Source organism: Aeromonas sp. 6P, assembly GCF_051919525.1.
GTDB lineage: Bacteria > Pseudomonadota > Gammaproteobacteria > Enterobacterales > Aeromonadaceae > Aeromonas > Aeromonas veronii.
The window spans coordinates 2,275,796-2,296,546 of the sequence record NZ_JBQBEO010000002.1 but is presented as its reverse complement, the minus strand read 5'-3'; the positions used below and the strand labels follow the sequence as shown (position 1 = coordinate 2,296,546).

The following is a 20,751-nucleotide window of genomic DNA, read 5'->3' as shown; positions in this document are numbered from 1 at the left end:
CTTCGGTGTGTTGTTATTGATTTTAAATAATTTCATTTCGGATAAATAATTTCATGTTTTAACTCATATCTTTCATCAGATATGTAGTTTTTATATACTTTTATGTGTTGCAGCTCAGGGTCTTTGTTAATTAAGTCTATTATATTGATAGTTTCTTTTTCATCAAAAAAAACTCCTAAGTAAATGCTTTTTATATATTTTTTATTTATTTTTTTTAAAAAGATAGGCTCATGATGATAGGCTATTGTTGTTTCTATTTCATTACTGCTTTCTAGTAATGTCATTAGCTCTTCATCACTTCTACTGGGTATTAATTCAACACTACTTTGATGTTTTATTACTTTGTGAGATTCTTTTCCTTCAGCTAGCATTATTGCATATTTAGCATCAGGATGTAGTTCCTCAAATGAGTGTGGAATAATTGCTCTGGTACATGACTCTGGTGGAGATATATATCTATGTTCTTTCTCGTATGACCAGTCATCACTTTTGGTTGTTAATAGTCGCTCGATAAACATTTCTGTTTCTATGGAATCAAAATCCTCCATTGTATCTAATTCATCGAGTTGTTCTTGTTCAAACAATATTGAGTCATAGTTTACTTTTCGTAAATGGTGTGGACCCTCGCCACGATTAAGCATATTCGTATCGTATCCAATACAAATGCCTTTATGCTGTGCTGAATAGTGTGTCCACATTAATAGGTTTCGTTGTGTTTCACTGAATGATGTTATACATATAGTTTTGACTATGTACTGGATCGCATTGATCGCGGTAGCTTTAGCCACATCGGCATTATCCCTTACGGAAACAAGAGAGTCGCTATGTTTAATCATGGCTTTAGATAGCTTCTCAATGGCATTCTTAGTCATTTGACCTTCATAGGGGTCATTTAGTGTTTTTATTAGGCTGAGTTTTAATTCTGGATTTTTTAAATGACTTGCTAAATCGAAGTTGTTAGGTAGATATTTATATAGCTTGCGCATGTCGACGCCTCTGGTTTTGAGCCCCCCGTATAGTAATACGGGGGGAATTCAGATTTCTACACCTGCCCCATCATTACTGAGTAAAAACATAAATAAAGGTTGATTTTTGGTGTGCAACTAACCATGTTATCTGAATGGCTTTTGCTTTATGAGGAAATCGATGGAGTTTGCGTATTTTTTGAACATAAGTGTGGCGCATGGCCGCGAGTTACTAATCCATCGGCAGGATTGCATTTTTCCGCCTCCTGGTCTTATCCAAGAGGCGATGCTTGGGAAGCATAGCTCTGCCAGTTCTGCACTTGCTAAAGCTCGTGAAGATTATGCTCATTATGAGATTCGCTGTTGTGAGCATTGCTGTAACGAGTAGTTGTTAGGGGGCATTCGCCCCCTGTTTTAGTTAATGCCTAATTTTTTCCTCCAGTAGAAAGCAGCCATCTGCCGTTCGGATCTCTCCGCTTGGATGATGGCTATCGCCTCTAGCCTTCGCCTGTCGTATGTGACCCCTGTCGGTGATACAAGGCAATCATTCTTCATTCGCCAGCCTTCCCATTCCTTCCAGATAGTGGGCAACTCCCTACCCGAAGCCATACGCATCAGCCGTTTATAAGCAGGTGGGATCTCTTTGCCCTTATCCCAATATGTGACCTGCCTCACAGAAACAAAACAAAGATTGGCCGTTTCTTCAATTGATAAACCGCACTCAAACCAACGAAAAATGAAGTTTTTGGTCAACTCTCGTTCCATCCAAGTAAATACCTGATAAACCAGCAAAATTGCGTGGAGTGGCTTATCGGCGGGTTTCGGATGGGCATTTAACAAAACGTCGCATTATGCGCAATGACGAATGCAGGAGGACGAAATGAAGAGAACCGAACAATGGAGCCGCTTTGATGCGGTTGACTGCTTGGCCACTGAGGCCGATATGGTTGCCTATCTGAAGGCAGCCCTTGAAGATGGTGATCCGGCGCTGCTGACTGCGGCATTTGATGATGTGGAGCGTGCTCGTGCCAAACTGCGTGGCCAGCCGAGCTACACACTGAAAGAACTGTTGGCACAGTGTGACCCCAATGCCGCGTCACCAGGTGAAATGGATTGGGGCCCAGATATGGGTTCAGAGAAATTGGAGTCGGATTAGTTGATAGCCGGTGAATTGAGTTTCTTCAGAAAGTCTTCAGAAACTTCACCCTGTTCGTTGGCGTTCTCGAAGACTTGGCTCATCACACTGAGGTCTTCAAGGAAGATTGGCGGCAAAGAACCCATCAATGCGTGCATGAACTGAGGATTATCAGCAAGCTCATCGGATATTGTGGCAATCAGACTTTGCTGGAATGACCTCAGGTTGTTCTCTGACCAGATGATATAAGAAGCAGCGGCGAGAGTTACGATCTCAATGAACTCAAAGGCCAACACATCATCTTCTTGGCCCTCAGCACAGAGCCCTGCGTACATTTCATCTATCAGTGGTTTTACATAGGAAAATGAAGGGTCTGGTTGCGGCAATAACTGAAACACACGAATCTGGTCATCGTTTAATGTGTAATGAGTTGATTGTCGAGATATGGACGCCTGCTTCGCTTTTCTAGCCTGCTTGGCTTTGAGTTTCGAGCGCTGAGCCCGTTTGTCCCTGCTTGCCATATAGTCCTTCATTAAGTAGAAAATGAGATTCGTATGATGCAACAAGCCAAGATAGCAGACAAGGCTAAGGCTAATGCCGATAACCCCATTTATCGGCATCATCGTGAGAGATAACAAGGCTTTATTCAGCCGGTTCTGCGGCACAATTCCTTCACCAATCCAGCGCATGACGATGAACCGTCACGAATGCCAGTCTCAGCCAGCTTAAGAAGATCCTCACCCAAGTCAGCAAGACCTGCCATCCGGTTCCCCTGCTGTTTGGCAATGTAGAGGTCGGCCAACTTGGCCAACTGATCCGCCAAAGCCCCCTCGCCCACAACATCTACTCGCTCAACCAGGAAGTCAGGCGGTGCCTTTTCCTGGTTGAAGTAGTCATCCCAATGATCAGACATACCCCCTCCCCTTAGTCGATATCCTGAAACCACAAATGTCCCATTTTGAGACAAGAGTCCACTATTAAATCAATACGTTGTGCGGAATCCCCCTCACTTATTGAACATTATGTTTGATTTTCACAGTTATAACCCTCGTTATTACAATGAAGATTCTTAGAAATATCTGTCCCCTACTTGAGAGGTCTCTCTCTGGAAATATTGATACTCCTTCTTGTAAAACAGCCATAAAAATGCCGACTATCGCGATAGACTCCCCTCCCCTTAAATCGTCACGGCTTATTCGGCTTGAAGAGTATTCGCCATTTCATTTTGGAAGTTGGGTCAATTCATATTCAAGGCACGTTTGGCGATGGCCAATGTGGGTGGCTGGCAGGTCAAGTAGAGGTTGCTGTTAAACTGCTGCAATATACGTTTGAGCTCGTTCATATCATCGGGATGGAGGGTTAAGGACCAGAGTGCTCTGGGCTGGCCATGATGGAGACCATTGGTATAGATAATGGTGCAATCTTCGATACGCAACTCTTTGCAGTGGGCCTCCATCTGCAGGCCCACATCCGGAAACCAGATATGCAGTGTGCCTGAAGAGATAAAGGTGAACTGGGCCGTGAGCGACCCTTTGCCAACGATCCTGAAGGTCTTTTCCACCACTGCCACTTGCATAACCGCTCCTCGGTATCTCGTTAATATTGATATCAATATCATCAATAATGACTGGATATGCAAGTGTGATAATAAGGCGCTGTTCAATCCGAATATGATTGCTTCCGGTATGTTACTTAGCTTTCGGCATCGGGTGTTCTCGTTGTTTCAGCAAGCAATTTCGTTTTTTGCTTCTCTGCTACGGGGTAAATATGTATGCCGCAGATGGCAAGGTGCCTGTTCTGAATCATCCATGTGAGCCAAAAATATTTCCTGAACCGATTGCCATCCAGAGAAGTACAACATTGCCGCGCCAACTTCTATGACACCCCAAACAAGCCATTCTGTGCTCTAAGAGCAGTCAATACAAATCAGGGGGATGTCACGTTGTTCGTTAGCTTTTGTGAACGTTATCTCTCACTTGTTGGTTCAGTCGGTCCAGCGGCTTTTGCTGGGCGCTCTCATGTCGTTCACTGTTGCTGGTGTGCAGGTATTTCGAAGTGGTGTCGATGCTGTCATGTCCGGCATCGGCCTGTACGTGGGAGAGCGGCCGCCCGTGCAGATTGATGTCATGGGTGATCCCGGTATGGCGGATCGCATGGGGAGAGAGTTCCCGCATTTCGGCTGCATCCTGGGCAAATCCATCCTGCTCTGCCAATTCTGCGCCTTTACCGATGATCACCATGATCAAATCCCGTAGCTGGCGAATGCCAAGGTTGGCGTTGAGTTCTCCCTGATCGCGACCATGTGCTGCCGCTTTATGGCGAACGAACAGTGGTGTCTGTTCATCCGGTGTCGGCAAGGGAGAGAGACCGAGGAAACGGCGGTAGCGTTCGAGTGCCGCCAGCAGCGCTTGGGATACCGCTACGGTACGCCGTTTGCCCCCTTTGCTTTGCGGAATAAAGTAGCCCCAGACGCCGGTTTTGCGATCCCGCCTGAACTGCCCCATCACAGGGGTAAAGCCCGGTCGGGCTGCAACCTCAGAGATCCGCAGATAGCAGGCGTACATCAGAATGGTGAGAAAACGGCTGCGCTCGTGTTGCTCCGGATGGTCGTTGGCAAGGGTGTCGGCGGCCTGCATCACGTATGACCACTGCAACTCGCTGAAGGCCTGCACCTGATCATCGGCTTCCAGCTGTTGCGGCCGTTTGACCCGCTGCAGCAGCAGAGCGGGATTCCTGTCCATGTACTCCTCCTGGATCAGAAACTGGAAGAAGGCCGACAAGATGGCGAGTTTGGTCTTCATCGCCTGCTCGCTCAGGCGATAGGGCAAGGTGCGGCCCAGCTCCCGTTTGCCCAAAAACGGACGCCATTGCGGATTGGGCAACCGCTCTCCCCACTCCTTGTCGAGGACAAATTGCGCTACGTTGCGGTAGGCGATCAACTCGTCAGGGGGGGACTGACAGTAGTCGAGATAGCGGATCATGATGCGGCGAGTGAGATCTTTCGGGCTGATGGCTGCCTCGCGAAAGCACCAGTGTAAAAAAGTGGTCAGTTCGCTGCGATAGGTTTTGTAGTTGTTTTCGCTGTTGCGCTGCTCCAGCAGCCAATCGACCGCCAGTTCGTAAACCAGCCCGGCATCGGGCACATCATTGAGGCTGAGGTTGGCAAGGTACTGATTGACCTGCGGATTGCCAGCTTCCAGATAGATAAGGCTGTCAAACAGCGGCATGGCTGGCGGCAAGGATAATGGTTGTTGAGTCATGGTGTTGCTTGTTGATGCTGAGATGAGTCGATATGAGCCTGTGAGCCGAGTTGATAGAAAAGTGCTCGTGATAGATGAATGCGGCTTCTATTGGGATTGGTACTGCCTATTGTTGTTGCTGATTAAGGTCACCGGGAGCGATCTGGATAACGTTCTCTCCACTGTTTGCTCATTATTTCCTCATAGATCTGGCTGGTGTCGCTCAGTGGTGCACGCTATTCAGTTATGCATTAGATATGCACCGTTGTTAAAAAATTCTCGGGGTAAATAGCCGTAAAAATGGTTTTAAATGCAAATAAAGTGAATGCAGTGAGCTGTTTATCCCGAAAAATAGCAGGTCTGTGCAATCAGGCCACCTGCTTTAGTGGCTTCTCCTTGCGCTTGGCTGCTGGGGCCTCTTCCTCTTTCGTGCCTGCCTGAACCTTGCCGCCGCGCAGCAGGGTTTGTAGCACATCGCGCTGCTCTGCCAGGTAGAATGCCAGACTCTCTTGCTGCTCTGGTGCCAACTCGATCGGGGCGCCAGCCAACAGGGTCATCAACTCATCGGCCGTATCCAGCAGCTTGTCATAGGCATCGGCCTCTTTTTTGCTGGCAAAGGTCATTTTTTCCACTCCCCCACGAACAACCACATATTTGATCTCGACAGCCATGATGGCCTCCTCTTGGTGATGATGGATAGAGTATATGTATGGATATACAGTATTGCAAATAACCTCACCGGAAAAGAGTTCGCCGGGGTTTAGCGACAAAAGCCGCGCTGGATCAAGCTGTCTCAAAGTGCCATTTGACTTCCACGCCTGACTGGTCGGATCATGGCCTTATGACGATCGTACGACACCTGTTTATCCTACTGATGGTAGAGGTGCTGCTCCTCGGGAGTATCGCCCACCTGGTCGTGGGACTTCCTTGGTTGCTGACCTTGCTGTTTGTCGTGTTTGCCCTGCTTGGGTTGCGCTGTCTGGTGGTGCTCGGCAGCTGGCTGTTTACCCGCTTCTACCCCTCCCCGGCTATCGGCCCCGGGCGCCGGGTAAAGATGATGGCGCAGGAGATGCTGGCCTACCTCTACACCTTCACCTTGTTGCTACCATTCGAGCCTTTGTTGATGGCACCCGATCGGCTGCGTCCATGCCAGCGTCCCGTATTGCTGGTGCATGGTTACGGTTGCAGTCGCGGGATCTGGCGCACCCAGCGCGCCAGATTGGAAGCCGCAGGCCATGTGGTTGCCACCATTACCCTGATGCCACCATTTGGTCATATCGATGAGATGGTGCCGCTGCTGGCCACCCGGATTGACGATGTGCTGGCGCAGACCGGGGCTGACAAGCTGGTGCTGGTCGGTCACAGCATGGGGGGGCTGGTCTGCCGCGACTATCTGGCTCTCCATGGGGGTGACAAGGTCGTGCGCCTGATCACCCTGGCTACGCCTCATCAGGGGAGTCAGCTTGCCGCCCTAGGGCTTGGGGCCAATGCCCGCGAGATGGAGCCCGGTTCCGGCTGGTTGCAGCGTTTTGCCTCTGTGCCGCTTTGCGTGCCCGGCATCTCGGTGCGCACCAGTCACGACAATGTGGTGATGCCGCAGGAGCGGCAACGATTGGTGGGAATGGAAGATATCGAGTTGCCCGCCATTGGCCATCTCTCTTTGCTCTACTCCCGTCGCACGACTGATCTGCTGCTTGATCTGCTGTCCCGAGTCTGATTCTCCTTATTCGACCTTCAACTGTTATTCCAAATAAAACAGGGGCCTGATTGCTCAGGCCCCTGTTGATTTCTTTATCGTATCACCCGGTTAGAAGTGTATCCCCTTAATCAGGGTCGAGACGGCAACCTGATCGGCGGTGGCCTTGGATTTGTCGCCATCCTTGGGATCGGCAAAGGTGCGGAAGCTGGTATTCATGATCACCTGCGCAACACGAGGTGCCAGGGCATGCACCACCTGACCAAACACCCCGAGGCGTGTGGCCAGTCGCACATGCTTGTTGATGATGGTATCGCACACCAGATCGGCGGCCTCTTCCGGCGTCATCATAGGTACCTGCTCATAGACCTTGGTCGGCGCGACCATCGGCGTTTTCACCAGCGGCATATTGATGATGGAGAAGCTCACCCCTTTATCGGCAAACTCGGAGGCGGCGGTACGCACCCAGGCATCGAGGGCCGACTTGGAGGCAACATAGGCGGAGAAGCGCGGCGCATTGGTCAACACCCCGATGGAGGAGATGTTGATGATGTGCCCTTTTTTCTTCTCAATCATGGTGGGCAGCACCCCCATGATCACCTTGAGCGCACCGAAGTAGTTGAGCTGCATGGTGCGCTCCAGATCGTGGAAGCGATCGAAGGAGTCCTCGATGGAGCGGCGGATGGAGCGGCCGGCATTGTTGACCAGAATATCGACGCCGCCGTGATCGGCCACGATGCGAGCGGTGATCTCCTCGGCCTGCGCCAGATTGGAGAGATCCCCCTGATAGATCTCGATGGTCAGCCCCAGCTCTGCAAACTCGGCTTTAGTCTCGGCAATTTTCTGCTCGTCGCGAGCGATGGTAACGACGTTTGCCCCCGCCCCCGCCAGCTTGCGCGCGGTTGCACGGCCAATGCCGGAGGTGGCCCCGGTCACCAGCACCACCTTGCCCTCTACCCGACCACGCAGGGAGCGATCGATGAAGAGCTCCGGGTCGAGGTGACGCTCCCAGTAATCCCACAGCCGCCAGGCGTAGCTGTGCAGCGGCGGCACTTCGATGCCGGTCCCTTTCAGTACCCGCTGAGTTTCGCGACTGTCGAAACGGGTGGGGTAACTGATAAGGCGGAACACATCCTTGGGCAGACCCAGATCGGCGATGGCGGCATCGCGGATACGGCGCACCGGCGCCATGGTCATCAGCATGGCGGTCAGGTGGCGGGGAATGAAATTAAAGAGAGAGGCGTTGATGCGGATCGCAGGCTCTGGCGCATGGGCGGCGCGGGAGAAGGTGCTCAGCATATCGCCAACCCGCATCGGGTTGGGGTCGGTCAGGTGGAAGGTTTTGTTCTCCTCGCCCTCTTGATGGGCGATATGCACCATGGCATCGACCACAAAGTTGACCGGCACTATGTTGATGCGCCCGCCCTCAACACCGATGGCCGGCATCCAGGGCGGCAGCAGACGGCGCAGCTTCTGGATGGTCTTGAAGAAGTAGTAAGGGCCGTCGATCTTGTCCATCTCGCCGGTATTGGAGTCACCGACAACGATCCCCGGTCGGTAGACCCGCCACGGAATAGTGCACTCGTTTCGCACAATCCCTTCCGCTTCGTGCTTGGTCTGGAAGTAAGGCATGTCGAGGTGTTCGGCCTCATCGAACATGTCCTCGCGAAACAGACCGTCAAACAGGCCCGCTGCAGCGATGGAGCTGCAGTGGTGGAACTGCCCCGCCCCCAGCCGCTCGGCAAGTTGAACAGCCTGACGGGTCCCTTCGGTGTTGACCTGCTGCTGGATCCCGGCCTTGGCGTTCAGATCATAGATAGCAGCCAGATGGAAGAAGTGGTCTATCTTGCCGATCAACTGCTCCTGTATCTCGACCGATACCCCCAGCAGCGGTTGCGTCATGTCGCCAAAAACCGGGACTGCACGCGATTGATCCACATTCCAGAATGCAAATAACTCCGGCAATTTATCCTGATGAGAGGCGCGCATCAGAAAATAGACGATACAGTCGGGATGCTGTTGGAATAACTTTTTGATCAATCGACGCCCGATAAAACCACTACCGCCAGTAATGAAATAGTTCATAAAGAGAATCCTGCTACTGATTAGGGTGTTACTAGGTTGTTAGATATATCACGATTCATATGGGAATCCGCAATTTGATTGTCGGTTCGTGAGCAAACCCTAATTTCGGTGGTGTGCCTGTTCCGTTATTAGGTAGAACCCTCTATTTTTTGTCCCTAGACTGAAGTTGAAAAATCAGTAATGCCACAACCCGATTGCAGTTTCGTTGTCGCCATTACATTTATCTGTCGTTATTCAAGGAGAAGATCATGGCTAAGAAATTGAAAGCGCTGGCAGGGTCAGTGACCGACAACCAACTCACCTCCACCATAAAGGAGTCCACCCAGCAGATCTGGTTGGCGGGTCTGGGGGCTTATGCCAAAGCACAGGAAGAGGGTGGCAAGATCTTTGAAGCCCTGGTGCAGGAAGGGGAAGCATTGCAGGCCAAAACCCGTCAGAGCGCAGATGAGAAGATTGCCGCTGTGACCGACAAGACCGCCAATACCTGGGGCCGTCTGGAGCAGGTGTTTGAAGATCGCGTGGCCCGCGCTGTGGCCAGCCTCGGCATCCCGACCCGCAAGGATATCGATAAGCTCTCCAAGCGCATGGCCGAGCTGACCGACGTGGTCCAGCAACTGCTGGATGCGCAGGAAGAGGAAGCCCCTGCCGCTGAAGCCAAACCGGCTGCCGCCAAAAAGCCCGCTGCCCGCAAGCCTCCGGTAAAGAAGGCGCCGGTAGCCAAGGCTAAAGAGGCCGTGGTTGAGCAGGCCGCCGATCTCCTCTCCGCCGCCGAAGATGCGGTGAAAGAGGTGAAAGCCAAAGCAGAGAGCGTCCTGCCCTGATCCCTCGCGGTGACGGAAGGTGATTGATACCGGCCCATGCCCTGCGCTGGGCCGCTCTTGTCATGATGAATGTCATGGATAGGGAGGCGACGCTATGAGTACCATCGCAATTGCCCTTGCTGGCGGCGGGCCGCTCGGCGGCATCTACGAGATCGGTGCCTGCGCAGCCCTCTCTGACAGCATCAACGGCCTGCGCCTTGACCATGCCGATATCTATGTTGGCGTCAGTTCGGGGGCCGTGGTGGCGTCGGCGCTGGCCAACGGCATCTCGCCGGCTAAGCTGGTGCGGATCCTGCTCAGCGATGATTCGGGGGAGATGTTTGACCCGGCCACCTTGCTGCGACCCGCCTTTCGTGAATATGCCGACCGCCTGACCTCGATCCCGCCGCTGGCGTGGCAGAGTCTGACTTACTATCTGGCGGCGCCCTGGAAGCGCAGCCTGTTTGAATCGCTGCAGGGGCTCTCCAAGGCCATTCCGACCGGACTGTTCGACAACCGCGGGGTAGATCGCACCCTGACCCAGTTTTTTTCTCGTCCCGGCCGCAGCAACGATTTCCGCCAGCTGCGCAGCAGACTGTTTGTGGTCGCTACCGAACTCGACACCGGCCACCCGGTCGCCTTCGGCAGCCCGGGGCTCGATGACGTGCCCATCTCGGCGGCAGTGCAGGCGTCGGCAGCTCTGCCCGGCCTCTTTCCCCCTTCATTGATTAACGGTCGTTACTATGTGGACGGGGCGCTGATCAAGACTCTGCACGCTTCGGTAGCGCTGGAAGAGGGGGCGGATCTGGTGTTCTGCATCAATCCGCTGGTGCCCTATGATGCGGACATGGCCGACGGCACCCCGACCAATCTGGTGGACAGCGGTCTGCCGGTGGTGCTGGCCCAGACTTTTCGCGCCATCATCCACTCCCGCATGCATGTGGGGATGGATCGCTACAAGCACCAATATCCCGACGCCGACGCCCTGCTGTTTGAGCCCTCTTCTGCCGATGGCGAGATGTTCTTCACCAATGTGTTCAGTTACCGGGATCGTCGCCGCCTCTGCGAGCACGCTTACCAGCATACCCGCCGCGATCTCTGGCTGCGTCGTGACGAGCTGGCGCCGGTGCTTGCCAAGCATGGCCTCGAGCTCAATCTGGCCGCGCTGGCCGATGAAGATCGCACCCTGCTGGCCCCCGGCATTGGCTCGGTCGCCGCCCTCGACAAGTCGCTGGAGCAGTTGCAGCACTGGCTTGCCAAACGCTATCGCCACGGCGTGCGCCGTTCATCACCAAAGGAGTAGCATGGATCGCAAACCCAAGCGCCGTACCCGGGAGCGGATCCTGACCACTGCCCTCGCCTGCTTCAATCGACAAGGGGAACCCAGCGTCACCACCTCGGCCATTGCGGCCGAGATGGAGATCAGCCAGGGCAATCTCTACTACCACTTCCACAACAAGGAGGAGATCGTCAACGCCCTGTTCTGCGAATTTGAACAGCAGATGGATCGCCTGCTGGAGGCGGTCAGCACCCCGTCCGATGAGCCCGAAGATATCTGGCTCTTTCTCCACCTGATGTTTGAAGCCATCTGGCAGTACCGTTTCCTTTACTACGATATCGCGACCCTGATGAGTGGTTATCATCAGGTGGAACAGCGCTTTTCCGCCCTGCTGCGCCGCAAGGAGCAGACCGCCATCGCCATTTGCAACCATCTGCAAACGGTCGGGCTGATGGAGGGCACGACGCAACAGATGCGCACGCTGGCGGCCAATGTGGCGCTGGTTGGCACATTCTGGATCTCTTACCAGCGGGCACTGCACCCCAAGGCGGACGCCGATATCGCCCTCGGCGTCTTTCAGGTGATGCAACTGGTCGCACCCTATTTGCGGGCCGATGCCCGCGCTCATCTGGGCGCCCTCGCCCACCACTACACCGACAAGGTTTGATTCACATGCTACAGGGAGAACAAGCATGACCACTTCACAACTCGAATTTGTCCCCTTCCCCTACGCGGATGCGGCCTATGAGTATGCCGGCCAGAAGCTGGCGGACAACTGGGATCGTCTCCATCAGGGGGATGCCGAACCCTGGCCCGAGGATGAACAGGTACAGGATGCCTGGCGGGCCTATCATGCCGGGGATTTTGCCCAGGCAGTTGCCCTTGGCGAAGCGGCCGGTGAGGCAGGCCTCAATGTGGCGAACAAAGCGCTGGTGATCCATGCCAGCTATCTGCTGGAGGACAAGTATGCCAAGCGAGCCGCCTTCGAGCGGGCGGCCAGCCATGCCGAGAAGCTGCAAAAGCGTCAGCCCAAGAACGCCAATGCCTGGTATTTCCACGCTCTGGCCCTCGGGCGCTACAGCCAGGTGATCTCCATCTCCAAAGCTCTCTCTCAGGGCATTGGTGACAAGATCAAGGCAAGCCTGGAGAAGGCACTGGAGATCGAACCCGACCACGCGGAAGCCCATATCGCCTTTGGCGCCTGGCACGCAGAGATCGTCGACAAGTTGGGGGCCATGATCGGCGGTCTCACCTATGGCGCCAAGAAGGAGGAGTCCGAGCGTCACTTCAAGGAGGCGCTGGCACTGATCCCCGACTCGGCTATCGCCCGCATGGAGTACGCCAACGCTCAGGTAATGCTGCACGGCAAGAGCCGCCTGAAAGCGGCCGAAGCCCTCTATGCTGAAGCGGCCGAGTGCGAACCCATGGATGCGATGGAGCGCCTCGATGTGGAGGCGGCGCGGGAAGAGCTGGAGGATTAACCGCCACTCTTGCCACGGATAGACAGCAAAACAAGAGGCCAACCCGCGGGTTGGCCTCTTTATGATGGGGGCAGACCGGCTGGCTACGCTGTCACTGGTCGCTCAAATGCTCGCTCAACCGAGCAGCGCATCCAGCCCGTTGGGGTCAAACAGCAGTTCCGGCTCCATCAGCACCAGCAACAGCAGTTGTTCGAACTCCACCGCAAACCGCTCGACCACCCGATCCGGATCCGGTACCAGCTTCTTGTCGGTGATAAGGCCCAGCTGCACCTTGTGATCGTAAGAGAGGATGGATACGCCGACGCCGATATCCCCCGATTGCGGCACCCAGAACAGCGGCTGACGCAGTCTTGCGCCGGCCAGATAGAGGGTCTGCTGCGGGCCGGGCACGTTGGTGATCACTGCACTGGCCTTGGCCGTGAGCAGCTCGACGGCCTGCTGCTGCACCGCATTGGGGGCCATGCCAAGGGCATGTAACAGGTTGAGCACCACCACGGGTTGCAGCGAGGTGCGCAACGCCTGCATCCGGTCGCGCACGGTATAGAGCCGCTGCAACGGGTGTTCAACATCCAGTGGCAAGTCCAGGGCCACCAGCCCGAAGCGGTTGCCAAGTGCCCCCTCATCATCTGGTGCACGCATATTGACTGGCACCAGGGCGCGGATCTTGACCTTGTTGGCATCATCCCCCTTCCCCTGCAGGTAGTGGCGAAACGCCCCTGCGGTGGCGGCGATCAGCAGATCGTTGACCGAGCAGCCCAGTACCTTGCCCACCGCCTTGATATCCGGCAGATCAATTTGTTCCGACCAGGCCACCCGCTTGGTGCTGGTGGTCTTGCCCCGCAGGCGGCAGGGGGAGTCATCACCGAGGGTAGCGATATTGCACAGCTCGCTCGCCACATCCCGCCCGGTCTTGAGGTAATCCACCGCCTTGGTGGGATGGGTGACCACTTCGACATATTTGGACCAGAGGCTACCGGTCAGTTTGAGACCGGCCCGCACCAGACGGCTGCCCTGGTGGCAATCCTCCTCATCCTCGTCATCGCTGTCATCCAGTGGCTCCGGTGACGGTGGTCGCGGCTCCCCTTCCGGGGTGTTATCCATCATGGTCAGCATGGCCCGCACCAGCGAGAAGCCATCGCCCATAGCGTGGTGAATGCGCACCACCAGCGCTTGCCCACCCAGCGACGTGTCGGTCAGGTGCATATCCCACAGGGGGCGCTGGTGGTTGAGCGGCGTCGAGGCGAGATCGGCCACCAGCTTCTCCAGCTCCAGCTTGCCTGCTTCACCCGGCAGGATCACTCGCTTGAGGTGCTGATCGAGATCGAAATCGGGATCATGGCGCCAGTAGTAGGAGCCCCCCTCCAGCACGGCCCGCTGGTGGAAGCGGGGTTGCACCGAAATGGTATGGCGCAATCCGGCCCGCAGACGCGTTTCATCAAGCTCTCCTTCAAACATCAGGACACCGATGATCTGCATCAGGTTGTTGGGTCTGTCCATGCGTAACCAGGCGGTATCGACGCAGGAGATAAATTCACTCAGTGGCATGGTTGTTTCCCTACAAAATGAACTTACCGAGGCGGCAAATTGCTTCTGCCCTCATATCCGGATGAAGGCTTGATGCAATCAGAATGACATTAATGAGTGCCGACTCGAAATATGAAATAAAGATGAAAGATTACTTACAAAATAGAATCGAGACCTCGCTGGATAATAAATATGACAAACCATATGGCTTGCAAACTTATTTCAAACAGCCATCGTTTACAGCTGATTTATTTAAAAGCAGTGCAACGAAGAGTTTCAAACACGTTTGGGGCAAGGTAAGCGATTGTCGACATAATCGAGGATCTCTTGCTCCAGTACGCTGCGTACCGGCAACAGCATCAAACCAAGATGCACTTCCAGTTCCAGGTTCTCATCGTCCAGGGTGAGAGTGCCATGTACCCCTGAGCCGCGAAAGTGTAGCTCGGTCTCTTCTTCATCTGCCCATTCGCAATCGAGTTGATAGCTCTCGCTCATGTCCGCAGCGATGGCTTCGGCCGCGAGCCGTGCGGCGGCCAATCCCAGCGGATGCTGACGGCTGATCTGGATGGTAGAGAGTGCGCTGCTGCCAGCGAGCGAGTTGAAGAACATGGTCGTTACTCTGGGTCATAAGTTAGTTATTGATATTAAACACATGTTCACAACAAATGAAAGGATGGTTCACATAAATGGGACTCACTTAACAGAGTCGAGAGGGATGCAGGCCATCAGCGGGGCATGGCATTTATTCCCTCCCCCGTGCGCGCTACACTTGTCACGGAACGGTCAGCAAAAGCTGCTTTTTTTTCATTCACTTGTATCTTCGTATCACCGAATCCCCATCAATGGGCCCAAGGCCAGAGAGCTGTAGATGACGCATCAAGAACATGCCCACGACGACGATAGCACCCTGGGTCGGCTCTACCGCCAGCTCAAGCGGGTTGCAGCCTTGCGCGAGCAGATGCGTGCCCACCCGGAAGATCAGCAGGATCGGGATCGGCTACGCCAGTGGCAGGCCGACCGGTTGGGGCGAACCCATCGTGATCTGCTGGAGAGTGACCGCTATGGCCCTGCCGCCGAGTTTTTCCTGACCGATCTCTATGGCCCCGGGGATTGCGCCCGCCGCGATGCGGACGTGATGCGGGTGATGCCGACCGCCGAGCGACTGTTGCCGGAGTCCGGCCTCAAGGTGCTGGCGCAGGCGATCGAGCTTGATGCCCTCTCCGAAGAGCTGGATTACCTGATGGTGGTGGCGCTGCGGCGCATTGATGGCATTGATCCCATCACGCCGGACCACTACACCATCGCCTATCGTGCCGTGGGTGAACAGGCGCGCCGGGAACATCAGATTGCGCTGGTGAGCGAGCTTGGCATGACGCTGGATAGGCTAGCGAGAAAACCGCTGCTGGGGGCAACCCTCAAGCTGGTGTCAGGGCCCGCCCATCTGGCGGGGCTTGGCGAGCTCTTCTCCTTTGTCGAGCGCGGCTATCAGGTGTGTCATCAGATGGGGCGTGCCAACGAGTTTCTCGAGACCATCGCCAGTCGTGAGACGGCCATCATGACGGCGCTCTTTAACGGCGACAGCAGTGCGCTGGGGTAAGGCTTATCGAGGGATAAGCCGCCAGAATAACAAAGCGGGCCGATGAGCCCGCTTTTCGTTTATCACTGTTTGCCGATATGTTGGCCAATGCAAGAGCGATCAGATCACCAGCAGATCCATAAAGGCGTGCACCGGGGTGGCGGCAAGGCGCGGCCCATCCTGACAGAGGGCCAGAATGTCGCTGACCCGTTTGGCCGGGAAGCGGGTGGCCAGATTGTGCTGGAATTTATCCACCAGCAGCGGGATCCCCTCCTCCCGACGGCGACGATGGCCGACCGGATACTCCACTTCCACCTTGGCGGTGTGAGTGCCGTCCTTGAAGAAGATCTGGATGGCGTTTGCGATGGAACGCTTGTCTGCCTCCAGATACTCGCGGCTGTAACGCTTGTCCTCCTGCACCGCCATCTTGCTACGCAGCGCGTCGATGCGGGGATCGGCGGCAACATCGTCCTCATAATCCTCGGCGATCAGGCGACCGAAGATGAGAGGCACCGCCACCATGTACTGCAGGCAGTGATCCCGATCGGCCGGGTTGTTGAGGGCACCGACCTTGCTGATGATACGAATGGCCGACTCATGGGTGGTGAGCTCGATACGGTCGATCTCCTCCAGCCGTCCCTTCACCTGCCCATGCAGCTTCATGGCGCACTCCACAGCAGTCTGGGCGTGGAACTCGGCGGGATAGGAGATCTTGAACAGCACGTTCTCCATCACATAGCTGCCGTATCCCTGATGCAGGGCGAACTGATTGCCCTTGAACAGCACATCGTAGAAACCCCACTTGGGCGCGCTCAGTACGCCTGGATAGCCCATCTCGCCGCTCATGGTGATAAGGGCGAGGCGCACCGCGCGCGAGGTTGCATCCCCCGCCGCCCAGCTCTTGCGCGACCCTGCATTGGGGGCATGACGGTAGGTCCGCAGGCTCTGGCCATCGACCCAGGCTTGGGAGACCGCATCGATCACCTGATCGCGGGTTCCGCCAAGCATATGAGTCACCACTGCGGTGCTGGCGACCTTGACCAGTACCACGTGATCGAGACCGACCCGATTGAAGGAGTTCTCCAGCGCCAGCACCCCCTGAATTTCGTGGGCTTTGACCATGGCCACCAGCACATCGGCCATGGTGAGCGGCGCCTTGCCTTCGGCCACGCGAGTACGGGAGAGCCAGTCGGCAGTGGCCAGAATACCGCCCAGATTGTCGGAGGGGTGACCCCACTCGGCGGCCAGCCAGGTGTCGTTGTAATCGAGCCAGCGGATGATGGCACCGATGTCCCAGGCTGCCTTGACCGGGTCGAGGCAGAGCTGGGTGCCGGGCACCCGGGCACCGTGGGGCACGAGGGTGCCGGGGACGATGGGGCCAAGGTGCTTGGTGCACTCGGGGAAGCGCAGGGCCATGAGGCCACAGCCGAGCGTATCCATCAGGCAGTAACGGGCGGTGTCGATAGCCGCCTTGCTGGTAATGGGGTGGTTGCAGACATAATCGGCAATATCGACCAGCACCTGATCGGGGTCTGGTCTGTGGTTGACGTCGACGTTGGCGGACATCGTGACTTCCTTATCGTTGTTGTAGAGAGACAAAGTGACGGGGGGCCGGGCCGACATAATCGGCGCTCGGACGGATGATCCGGTTGTGCTCGCGCTGCTCCATCACGTGGGCGCACCAGCCGGTGACCCGCGAGCAGACGAAGATGGGGGTGAACAGCTTGGTCGGGATCCCCATGTAGTGATAGGCGCTGGCGTGGAAAAAATCGGCGTTGGGAAAGAGCTCTTTCTCCTCCCACATCACCTTCTCAGCCTCGCAGGAGACGCGATAGAGGCGATCATCACCCACCGCCTCGGCGAGCTTGGCCGACCACTCCTTGATGATGACGTTGCGCGGATCCGAGGTGCGGTAGATGGCGTGGCCAAAGCCCATGATCTTCTCCTTGGCCGCCAGCTTGGCCAGCAATTCGCGCCTTGCCTGCTCTTCATCCTGCCAGTGTTCGATCATCGCCATGGCCGCCTCGTTGGCACCGCCATGGAGCGGGCCGCGCAGGGTGCCGATGGCCGCGGTGATGCAGGAGAACATGTCAGAGAGCGTCGAGGCGCAAACCCGCGCCGCAAAGGTGGAGGCGTTGAACTCATGCTCGGCGTAGAGGATAAGGGAGACATGCATCACCCGCCGCTCCAGCTCGCTCGGTGCCTTCTGGTGCAGCAGCGCCAGAAAGTGGCCACCGATACACTCCTCGTCGCTGTCGAGGGCGATACGAATACCTTCATGGCTGAACTTGTACCAGTAGATCAGAATGCCCGGGAAGGCAGCTAGCAGCCGATCCGCCACTTCATGCTCATGCTCGAAACCATCTTCCGGCTCCAGATCGCCGAGCATGGAGCAGCCAGTGCGCAGCACATCCATGGGATGGGCATCGGCGGGAATGCGTTCCAGCACTTCCAGCAGCGGCTGGGGCAAGGTGCGCAGGCGGCGCAGCTCGCGCTTGTAGGCGTCAAGCTGCTGCTCACCGGGCAACTCCCCCTTGAGCAGCAGATAGGCGACCTCCTCGAACTGGGCGCTGTCGGCCAGCTCCTTGATGTCATAGCCGCGATAGGTAAGACCGGTGCCACTCTTGCCTACTGTGCAGATACTGGTCTCCCCTGCGCTTTGACCGCGCAGACCGGCCCCGCCCAACGGTTTTTGCTGTCCCATAAGCTGCCTCCTATTCCTTGGCTGTAAACAGACGATCCAGTGTCTGCTCGTAGTGGTGATATCCGAGGAAGTCGTAGAGTGACTCCCGGGTCTGCATGGTCTCCACGACAGCGCGCTGATGGCCATCCTGGCGAATATGTTGATAGACGTTGAGGGCGGCCTGATTGGCTGCGCGGTTGGCGCTTAACGGGTAGAGCACCATGTCGACCCCGTGGGCGGCGAGCAACTCTTTGTCAAACAGCTCGGTTTTACCGAACTCGGTCATGTTGGCGAGGATCGGCACTTCGGCCGCCTGCTTGAACTGGTCGTACTGGGCAAGCTCGGTCACCGCCTCGGCGAAGATCATATCGGCACCGGCGGCCACATAGGCAGCGGTGCGCTCAAGAGCCGACTCCATCCCCTCCACCGCCAGTGCATCGGTGCGGGCCATGATGACGAACTCGCTATTCTCGCGAGCATCTACTGCCGCCTTGATCCGATCGCACATCTCTTCAAGCGTGACCACCGCCTTGTTGGGGCGATGACCACAGCGCTTCTGGGCCACCTGATCTTCCATATGGACGGCGGCAACACCGGCCCGCTCAAACGCGCGAATGGTGCGGGCGATATTGAATGCCCCGCCCCAGCCGGTGTCGATATCAACCAGAAGCGGCACACGGGTCGCCGCTGTGATCCGCTCGGCATCGATCAGCACATCGTTGAGGGAGGTCATGCCGAGATCCGGCAAGCCGTAGGAGGCATTGGCTACCCCGGCGCCGGAGAGATAGAGGGCTTGAAAACCGCTGCGCTCGGCCATCAGCGCCATATAAGCATTGATGGTGCCGACGATCTGCAAGGGATGTTCATTGGCAAGGGCGGTGCGAAAGCGCAAGCCTGCCGAGGGGGACAAACTGGACATCATGACTCCTTTCACCTGTCTAGTCTGGCTATCTAATATCACGTTTACGTTAACGTCAATTATACTTTCGTAACATTCCGGCCGCAGGCAAGACAGGAAACCGGTTTTAGGGTAAATTTCACCAATTCCTTCAACAGGTTGAATTGTATGATGGAGCCCGGTTCCGTGATTGTCTGTCCGGCGTGCGACTTGCTGATCCAGCGAAAAGCACTGCCGCTGCGTCGCCATGCCCACTGCCCACGTTGTCACCAACATCTCTATGGCCGTTATGCCTTTCGTCCCTCCCAGTTGATGGCCCTGACCATCACCGGATTTCTGCTGCTGCCCTCCGCCTTTTTTGAACCGCTGATCTATCTGCGGCTGGCTGGGGTCAACACCGATGCCGACCTGCTGCGCGGTATTCTGGTGCTGTTTGGCGAGGGCGAATGGTGGGTAGCCAGCCTGGTGCTCTGGTGCGCCGTGTTGGCGCCGGTGGGGTTATTGGCGGGGATCTTTGCGTTGGCTTCGGGTCTGGCCAAACGTTGGCACATTCTTCCTGTCACCTTGAAGCTGGTCGAGGTGTTTCGCCACTGGGCCATGCTGGAGGTCTATATCGTCAGCTTGCTGGTTGCCCTGTTCAAACTGATCGACATCGCCGATGTGCGCCTCGGTGGCGGCTTGCTCAGCCTCGGTATTCTGATGCTGCTCAACATGACTCTGCTGATCCTGTTTGACCCCGCCCCCTACTGGGCGCGGATCCCGTTAAAGGAGCCGGAACATGACCAGCGCCCGTGAGATGGGACTCTGCCGCTGCCATACCTGCGGTTTGCTGGTGCGCTATCAAGCCGGGGCAGTCTGCCCCCGTTGCAGTAGCAAATTGCAGGTGCGCATTCCCCGCTCCCTCGCCTGGTCGTGGGGCTTGCTGGCGCTCGCCACCTTCATGTTGCTCCCTGCCAATCTGTTGCCTATTACTCATTTCTACAACAAGGGGTTACTGCAGTCAGATACCATCTTCAGCGGTATCATGATGCTCTATCGCAGCAAAATGAGCGGGATTGCCACCATAGTCCTCACCGCCAGCATACTGGTGCCAGTGGGAAAAATATTGGGGCTGGGCTGGATCTGCTGGCAGTTGCAGCGAGCCAAGCCGGTGCGGCGCAAGCGCCAACTGGTGATGTATCGGGTGATCGATTTTATCGGTCGCTGGTCGATGCTGGACTTGTTCGTGATTTCGCTGATGGTGGCACTGGTCGATCGGGGTGTACTGCTGAGTGTTCGCGCAGGCCCGGGGGCCACCGCCTTTGCCGGTGTGGTGGTGCTGACCATGATGTCGGCCCGCATGCTCGATACCCGTTTACTGTGGGACAAGGCGGCCCGTTAATGATTTCTC

22 protein-coding genes are annotated in these 20,751 nt (G+C 55.9%); 9 read left to right on the top strand and 13 right to left on the bottom strand.

The window, feature by feature from the left end; all coding sequences use genetic code 11:
• Positions 1-32: 32 nt before the first annotated feature.
• Positions 33-986, bottom strand: coding sequence for a DUF2971 domain-containing protein (locus ACTG2J_RS10785; RefSeq protein WP_439997475.1), 954 nt, complete (start codon positions 984-986; stop codon positions 33-35).
• A 393-nt stretch (positions 987-1,379) separates the two neighbouring features.
• Positions 1,380-1,730 (bottom strand): DUF3653 domain-containing protein, encoded by a 351-nt coding sequence (locus ACTG2J_RS10780; RefSeq protein ID WP_439997474.1) that lies wholly within the window; start codon positions 1,728-1,730, stop codon positions 1,380-1,382.
• A gap of 115 nt (positions 1,731-1,845) precedes the next feature.
• Between ACTG2J_RS10780 and ACTG2J_RS10775 the strand changes: the two genes are divergently transcribed.
• Positions 1,846-2,121: a hypothetical protein gene (locus ACTG2J_RS10775; RefSeq protein ID WP_113739544.1), complete on the top strand. Its 276-nt coding sequence runs from the start codon at positions 1,846-1,848 to the stop codon at positions 2,119-2,121.
• On the opposite strand, the gene ACTG2J_RS10770 is transcribed toward ACTG2J_RS10775, so the two are convergent.
• The 5 genes from ACTG2J_RS10770 to ACTG2J_RS10750 all read right to left on the bottom strand — a co-directional run bounded on the left by ACTG2J_RS10770 (position 2,118) and on the right by ACTG2J_RS10750 (position 6,010).
• Positions 2,118-2,789 carry a hypothetical protein gene (locus ACTG2J_RS10770; protein ID WP_162628388.1) on the bottom strand — a complete coding sequence of 224 codons (672 nt, stop codon included), beginning with the start codon at positions 2,787-2,789 and terminating at the stop codon, positions 2,118-2,120. The genes ACTG2J_RS10775 and ACTG2J_RS10770 overlap by 4 nt on opposite strands.
• A complete protein-coding gene (locus ACTG2J_RS10765) occupies positions 2,747-3,013 on the bottom strand; it encodes a hypothetical protein (RefSeq protein ID WP_111901098.1) in 267 nt (88 codons plus the stop codon). Before ACTG2J_RS10765 ends, ACTG2J_RS10770 begins: the two co-directional genes overlap by 43 nt.
• Before the next feature lie 324 nt (positions 3,014-3,337).
• Positions 3,338-3,676 carry a hypothetical protein gene (locus ACTG2J_RS10760; protein ID WP_201989439.1) on the bottom strand — a complete coding sequence of 113 codons (339 nt, stop codon included), beginning with the start codon at positions 3,674-3,676 and terminating at the stop codon, positions 3,338-3,340.
• A gap of 373 nt (positions 3,677-4,049) precedes the next feature.
• On the bottom strand, positions 4,050-5,327 hold the full coding sequence (locus ACTG2J_RS10755; RefSeq protein WP_162628392.1) for a tyrosine-type recombinase/integrase: 1,278 nt from the start codon (positions 5,325-5,327) through the stop codon (positions 4,050-4,052).
• Positions 5,328-5,707: 380 nt separating this feature from the next.
• On the bottom strand, positions 5,708-6,010 hold the full coding sequence (locus tag ACTG2J_RS10750) for a YebG family protein (RefSeq protein ID WP_005333111.1): 303 nt from the start codon (positions 6,008-6,010) through the stop codon (positions 5,708-5,710).
• A gap of 170 nt (positions 6,011-6,180) precedes the next feature.
• Between ACTG2J_RS10750 and ACTG2J_RS10745 the strand changes: the two genes are divergently transcribed.
• Positions 6,181-7,056: an esterase/lipase family protein gene (locus ACTG2J_RS10745; RefSeq protein WP_113739548.1), complete on the top strand. Its 876-nt coding sequence runs from the start codon at positions 6,181-6,183 to the stop codon at positions 7,054-7,056.
• A 90-nt stretch (positions 7,057-7,146) separates the two neighbouring features.
• On the opposite strand, the gene ACTG2J_RS10740 is transcribed toward ACTG2J_RS10745, so the two are convergent.
• On the bottom strand, positions 7,147-9,120 hold the full coding sequence (locus tag ACTG2J_RS10740) for an SDR family oxidoreductase (RefSeq protein WP_113739549.1): 1,974 nt from the start codon (positions 9,118-9,120) through the stop codon (positions 7,147-7,149).
• A gap of 248 nt (positions 9,121-9,368) precedes the next feature.
• On the opposite strand from ACTG2J_RS10740, the gene ACTG2J_RS10735 reads away from it, so the two are divergent.
• The 4 genes from ACTG2J_RS10735 to ACTG2J_RS10720 all read left to right on the top strand — a co-directional run bounded on the left by ACTG2J_RS10735 (position 9,369) and on the right by ACTG2J_RS10720 (position 12,680).
• On the top strand, positions 9,369-9,941 hold the full coding sequence (locus ACTG2J_RS10735) for a phasin family protein (RefSeq protein ID WP_005333118.1): 573 nt from the start codon (positions 9,369-9,371) through the stop codon (positions 9,939-9,941).
• A 94-nt stretch (positions 9,942-10,035) separates the two neighbouring features.
• Positions 10,036-11,223: a patatin-like phospholipase family protein gene (locus tag ACTG2J_RS10730; protein ID WP_113739550.1), complete on the top strand. Its 1,188-nt coding sequence runs from the start codon at positions 10,036-10,038 to the stop codon at positions 11,221-11,223.
• Between the two features lies 1 nt (position 11,224).
• Positions 11,225-11,866 (top strand): TetR/AcrR family transcriptional regulator, encoded by a 642-nt coding sequence (locus ACTG2J_RS10725; RefSeq protein ID WP_021230121.1) that lies wholly within the window; start codon positions 11,225-11,227, stop codon positions 11,864-11,866.
• 25 nt (positions 11,867-11,891) lie between these two features.
• Entirely contained in the window at positions 11,892-12,680 is a 789-nt protein-coding gene (locus ACTG2J_RS10720) for a hypothetical protein (protein ID WP_439988652.1), read from the top strand.
• 114 nt (positions 12,681-12,794) lie between these two features.
• On the opposite strand, the gene ACTG2J_RS10715 is transcribed toward ACTG2J_RS10720, so the two are convergent.
• Together ACTG2J_RS10715 and ACTG2J_RS10710 are read right to left on the bottom strand one after the other, a co-directional pair.
• Complete coding sequence (locus tag ACTG2J_RS10715; RefSeq protein WP_439988653.1) at positions 12,795-14,225, bottom strand: wax ester/triacylglycerol synthase family O-acyltransferase; 1,431 nt, start codon at positions 14,223-14,225, stop codon at positions 12,795-12,797.
• Positions 14,226-14,480: 255 nt separating this feature from the next.
• Positions 14,481-14,813: a polyhydroxyalkanoic acid system family protein gene (locus tag ACTG2J_RS10710; protein WP_120414265.1), complete on the bottom strand. Its 333-nt coding sequence runs from the start codon at positions 14,811-14,813 to the stop codon at positions 14,481-14,483.
• A 259-nt stretch (positions 14,814-15,072) separates the two neighbouring features.
• On the opposite strand from ACTG2J_RS10710, the gene ACTG2J_RS10705 reads away from it, so the two are divergent.
• Entirely contained in the window at positions 15,073-15,801 is a 729-nt protein-coding gene (locus ACTG2J_RS10705; protein WP_021230124.1) for an FFLEELY motif protein, read from the top strand.
• 99 nt (positions 15,802-15,900) lie between these two features.
• Here the strand turns inward: ACTG2J_RS10705 and ACTG2J_RS10700 are convergent, their stop codons facing one another.
• The 3 genes from ACTG2J_RS10700 to prpB are packed head-to-tail and all read right to left on the bottom strand — an operon-like array spanning position 15,901 to position 19,382.
• On the bottom strand, positions 15,901-17,346 hold the full coding sequence (locus tag ACTG2J_RS10700) for a bifunctional 2-methylcitrate dehydratase/aconitate hydratase (protein ID WP_439988654.1): 1,446 nt from the start codon (positions 17,344-17,346) through the stop codon (positions 15,901-15,903).
• Positions 17,347-17,356: 10 nt separating this feature from the next.
• Complete coding sequence (gene prpC / locus ACTG2J_RS10695; protein WP_113739555.1) at positions 17,357-18,484, bottom strand: bifunctional 2-methylcitrate synthase/citrate synthase; 1,128 nt, start codon at positions 18,482-18,484, stop codon at positions 17,357-17,359.
• Positions 18,485-18,494: 10 nt separating this feature from the next.
• On the bottom strand, positions 18,495-19,382 hold the full coding sequence (prpB, locus tag ACTG2J_RS10690; RefSeq protein ID WP_113739556.1) for a methylisocitrate lyase: 888 nt from the start codon (positions 19,380-19,382) through the stop codon (positions 18,495-18,497).
• A 147-nt stretch (positions 19,383-19,529) separates the two neighbouring features.
• On the opposite strand from prpB, the gene ACTG2J_RS10685 reads away from it, so the two are divergent.
• Positions 19,530-20,156 (top strand): paraquat-inducible protein A, encoded by a 627-nt coding sequence (locus ACTG2J_RS10685; protein ID WP_005333129.1) that lies wholly within the window; start codon positions 19,530-19,532, stop codon positions 20,154-20,156.
• Positions 20,140-20,742, top strand: a complete 603-nt coding sequence (locus ACTG2J_RS10680) for a paraquat-inducible protein A (protein WP_005333132.1) — start codon at positions 20,140-20,142, stop codon at positions 20,740-20,742. Before ACTG2J_RS10685 ends, ACTG2J_RS10680 begins: the two co-directional genes overlap by 17 nt.
• Positions 20,743-20,751: the final 9 nt, after the last annotated feature.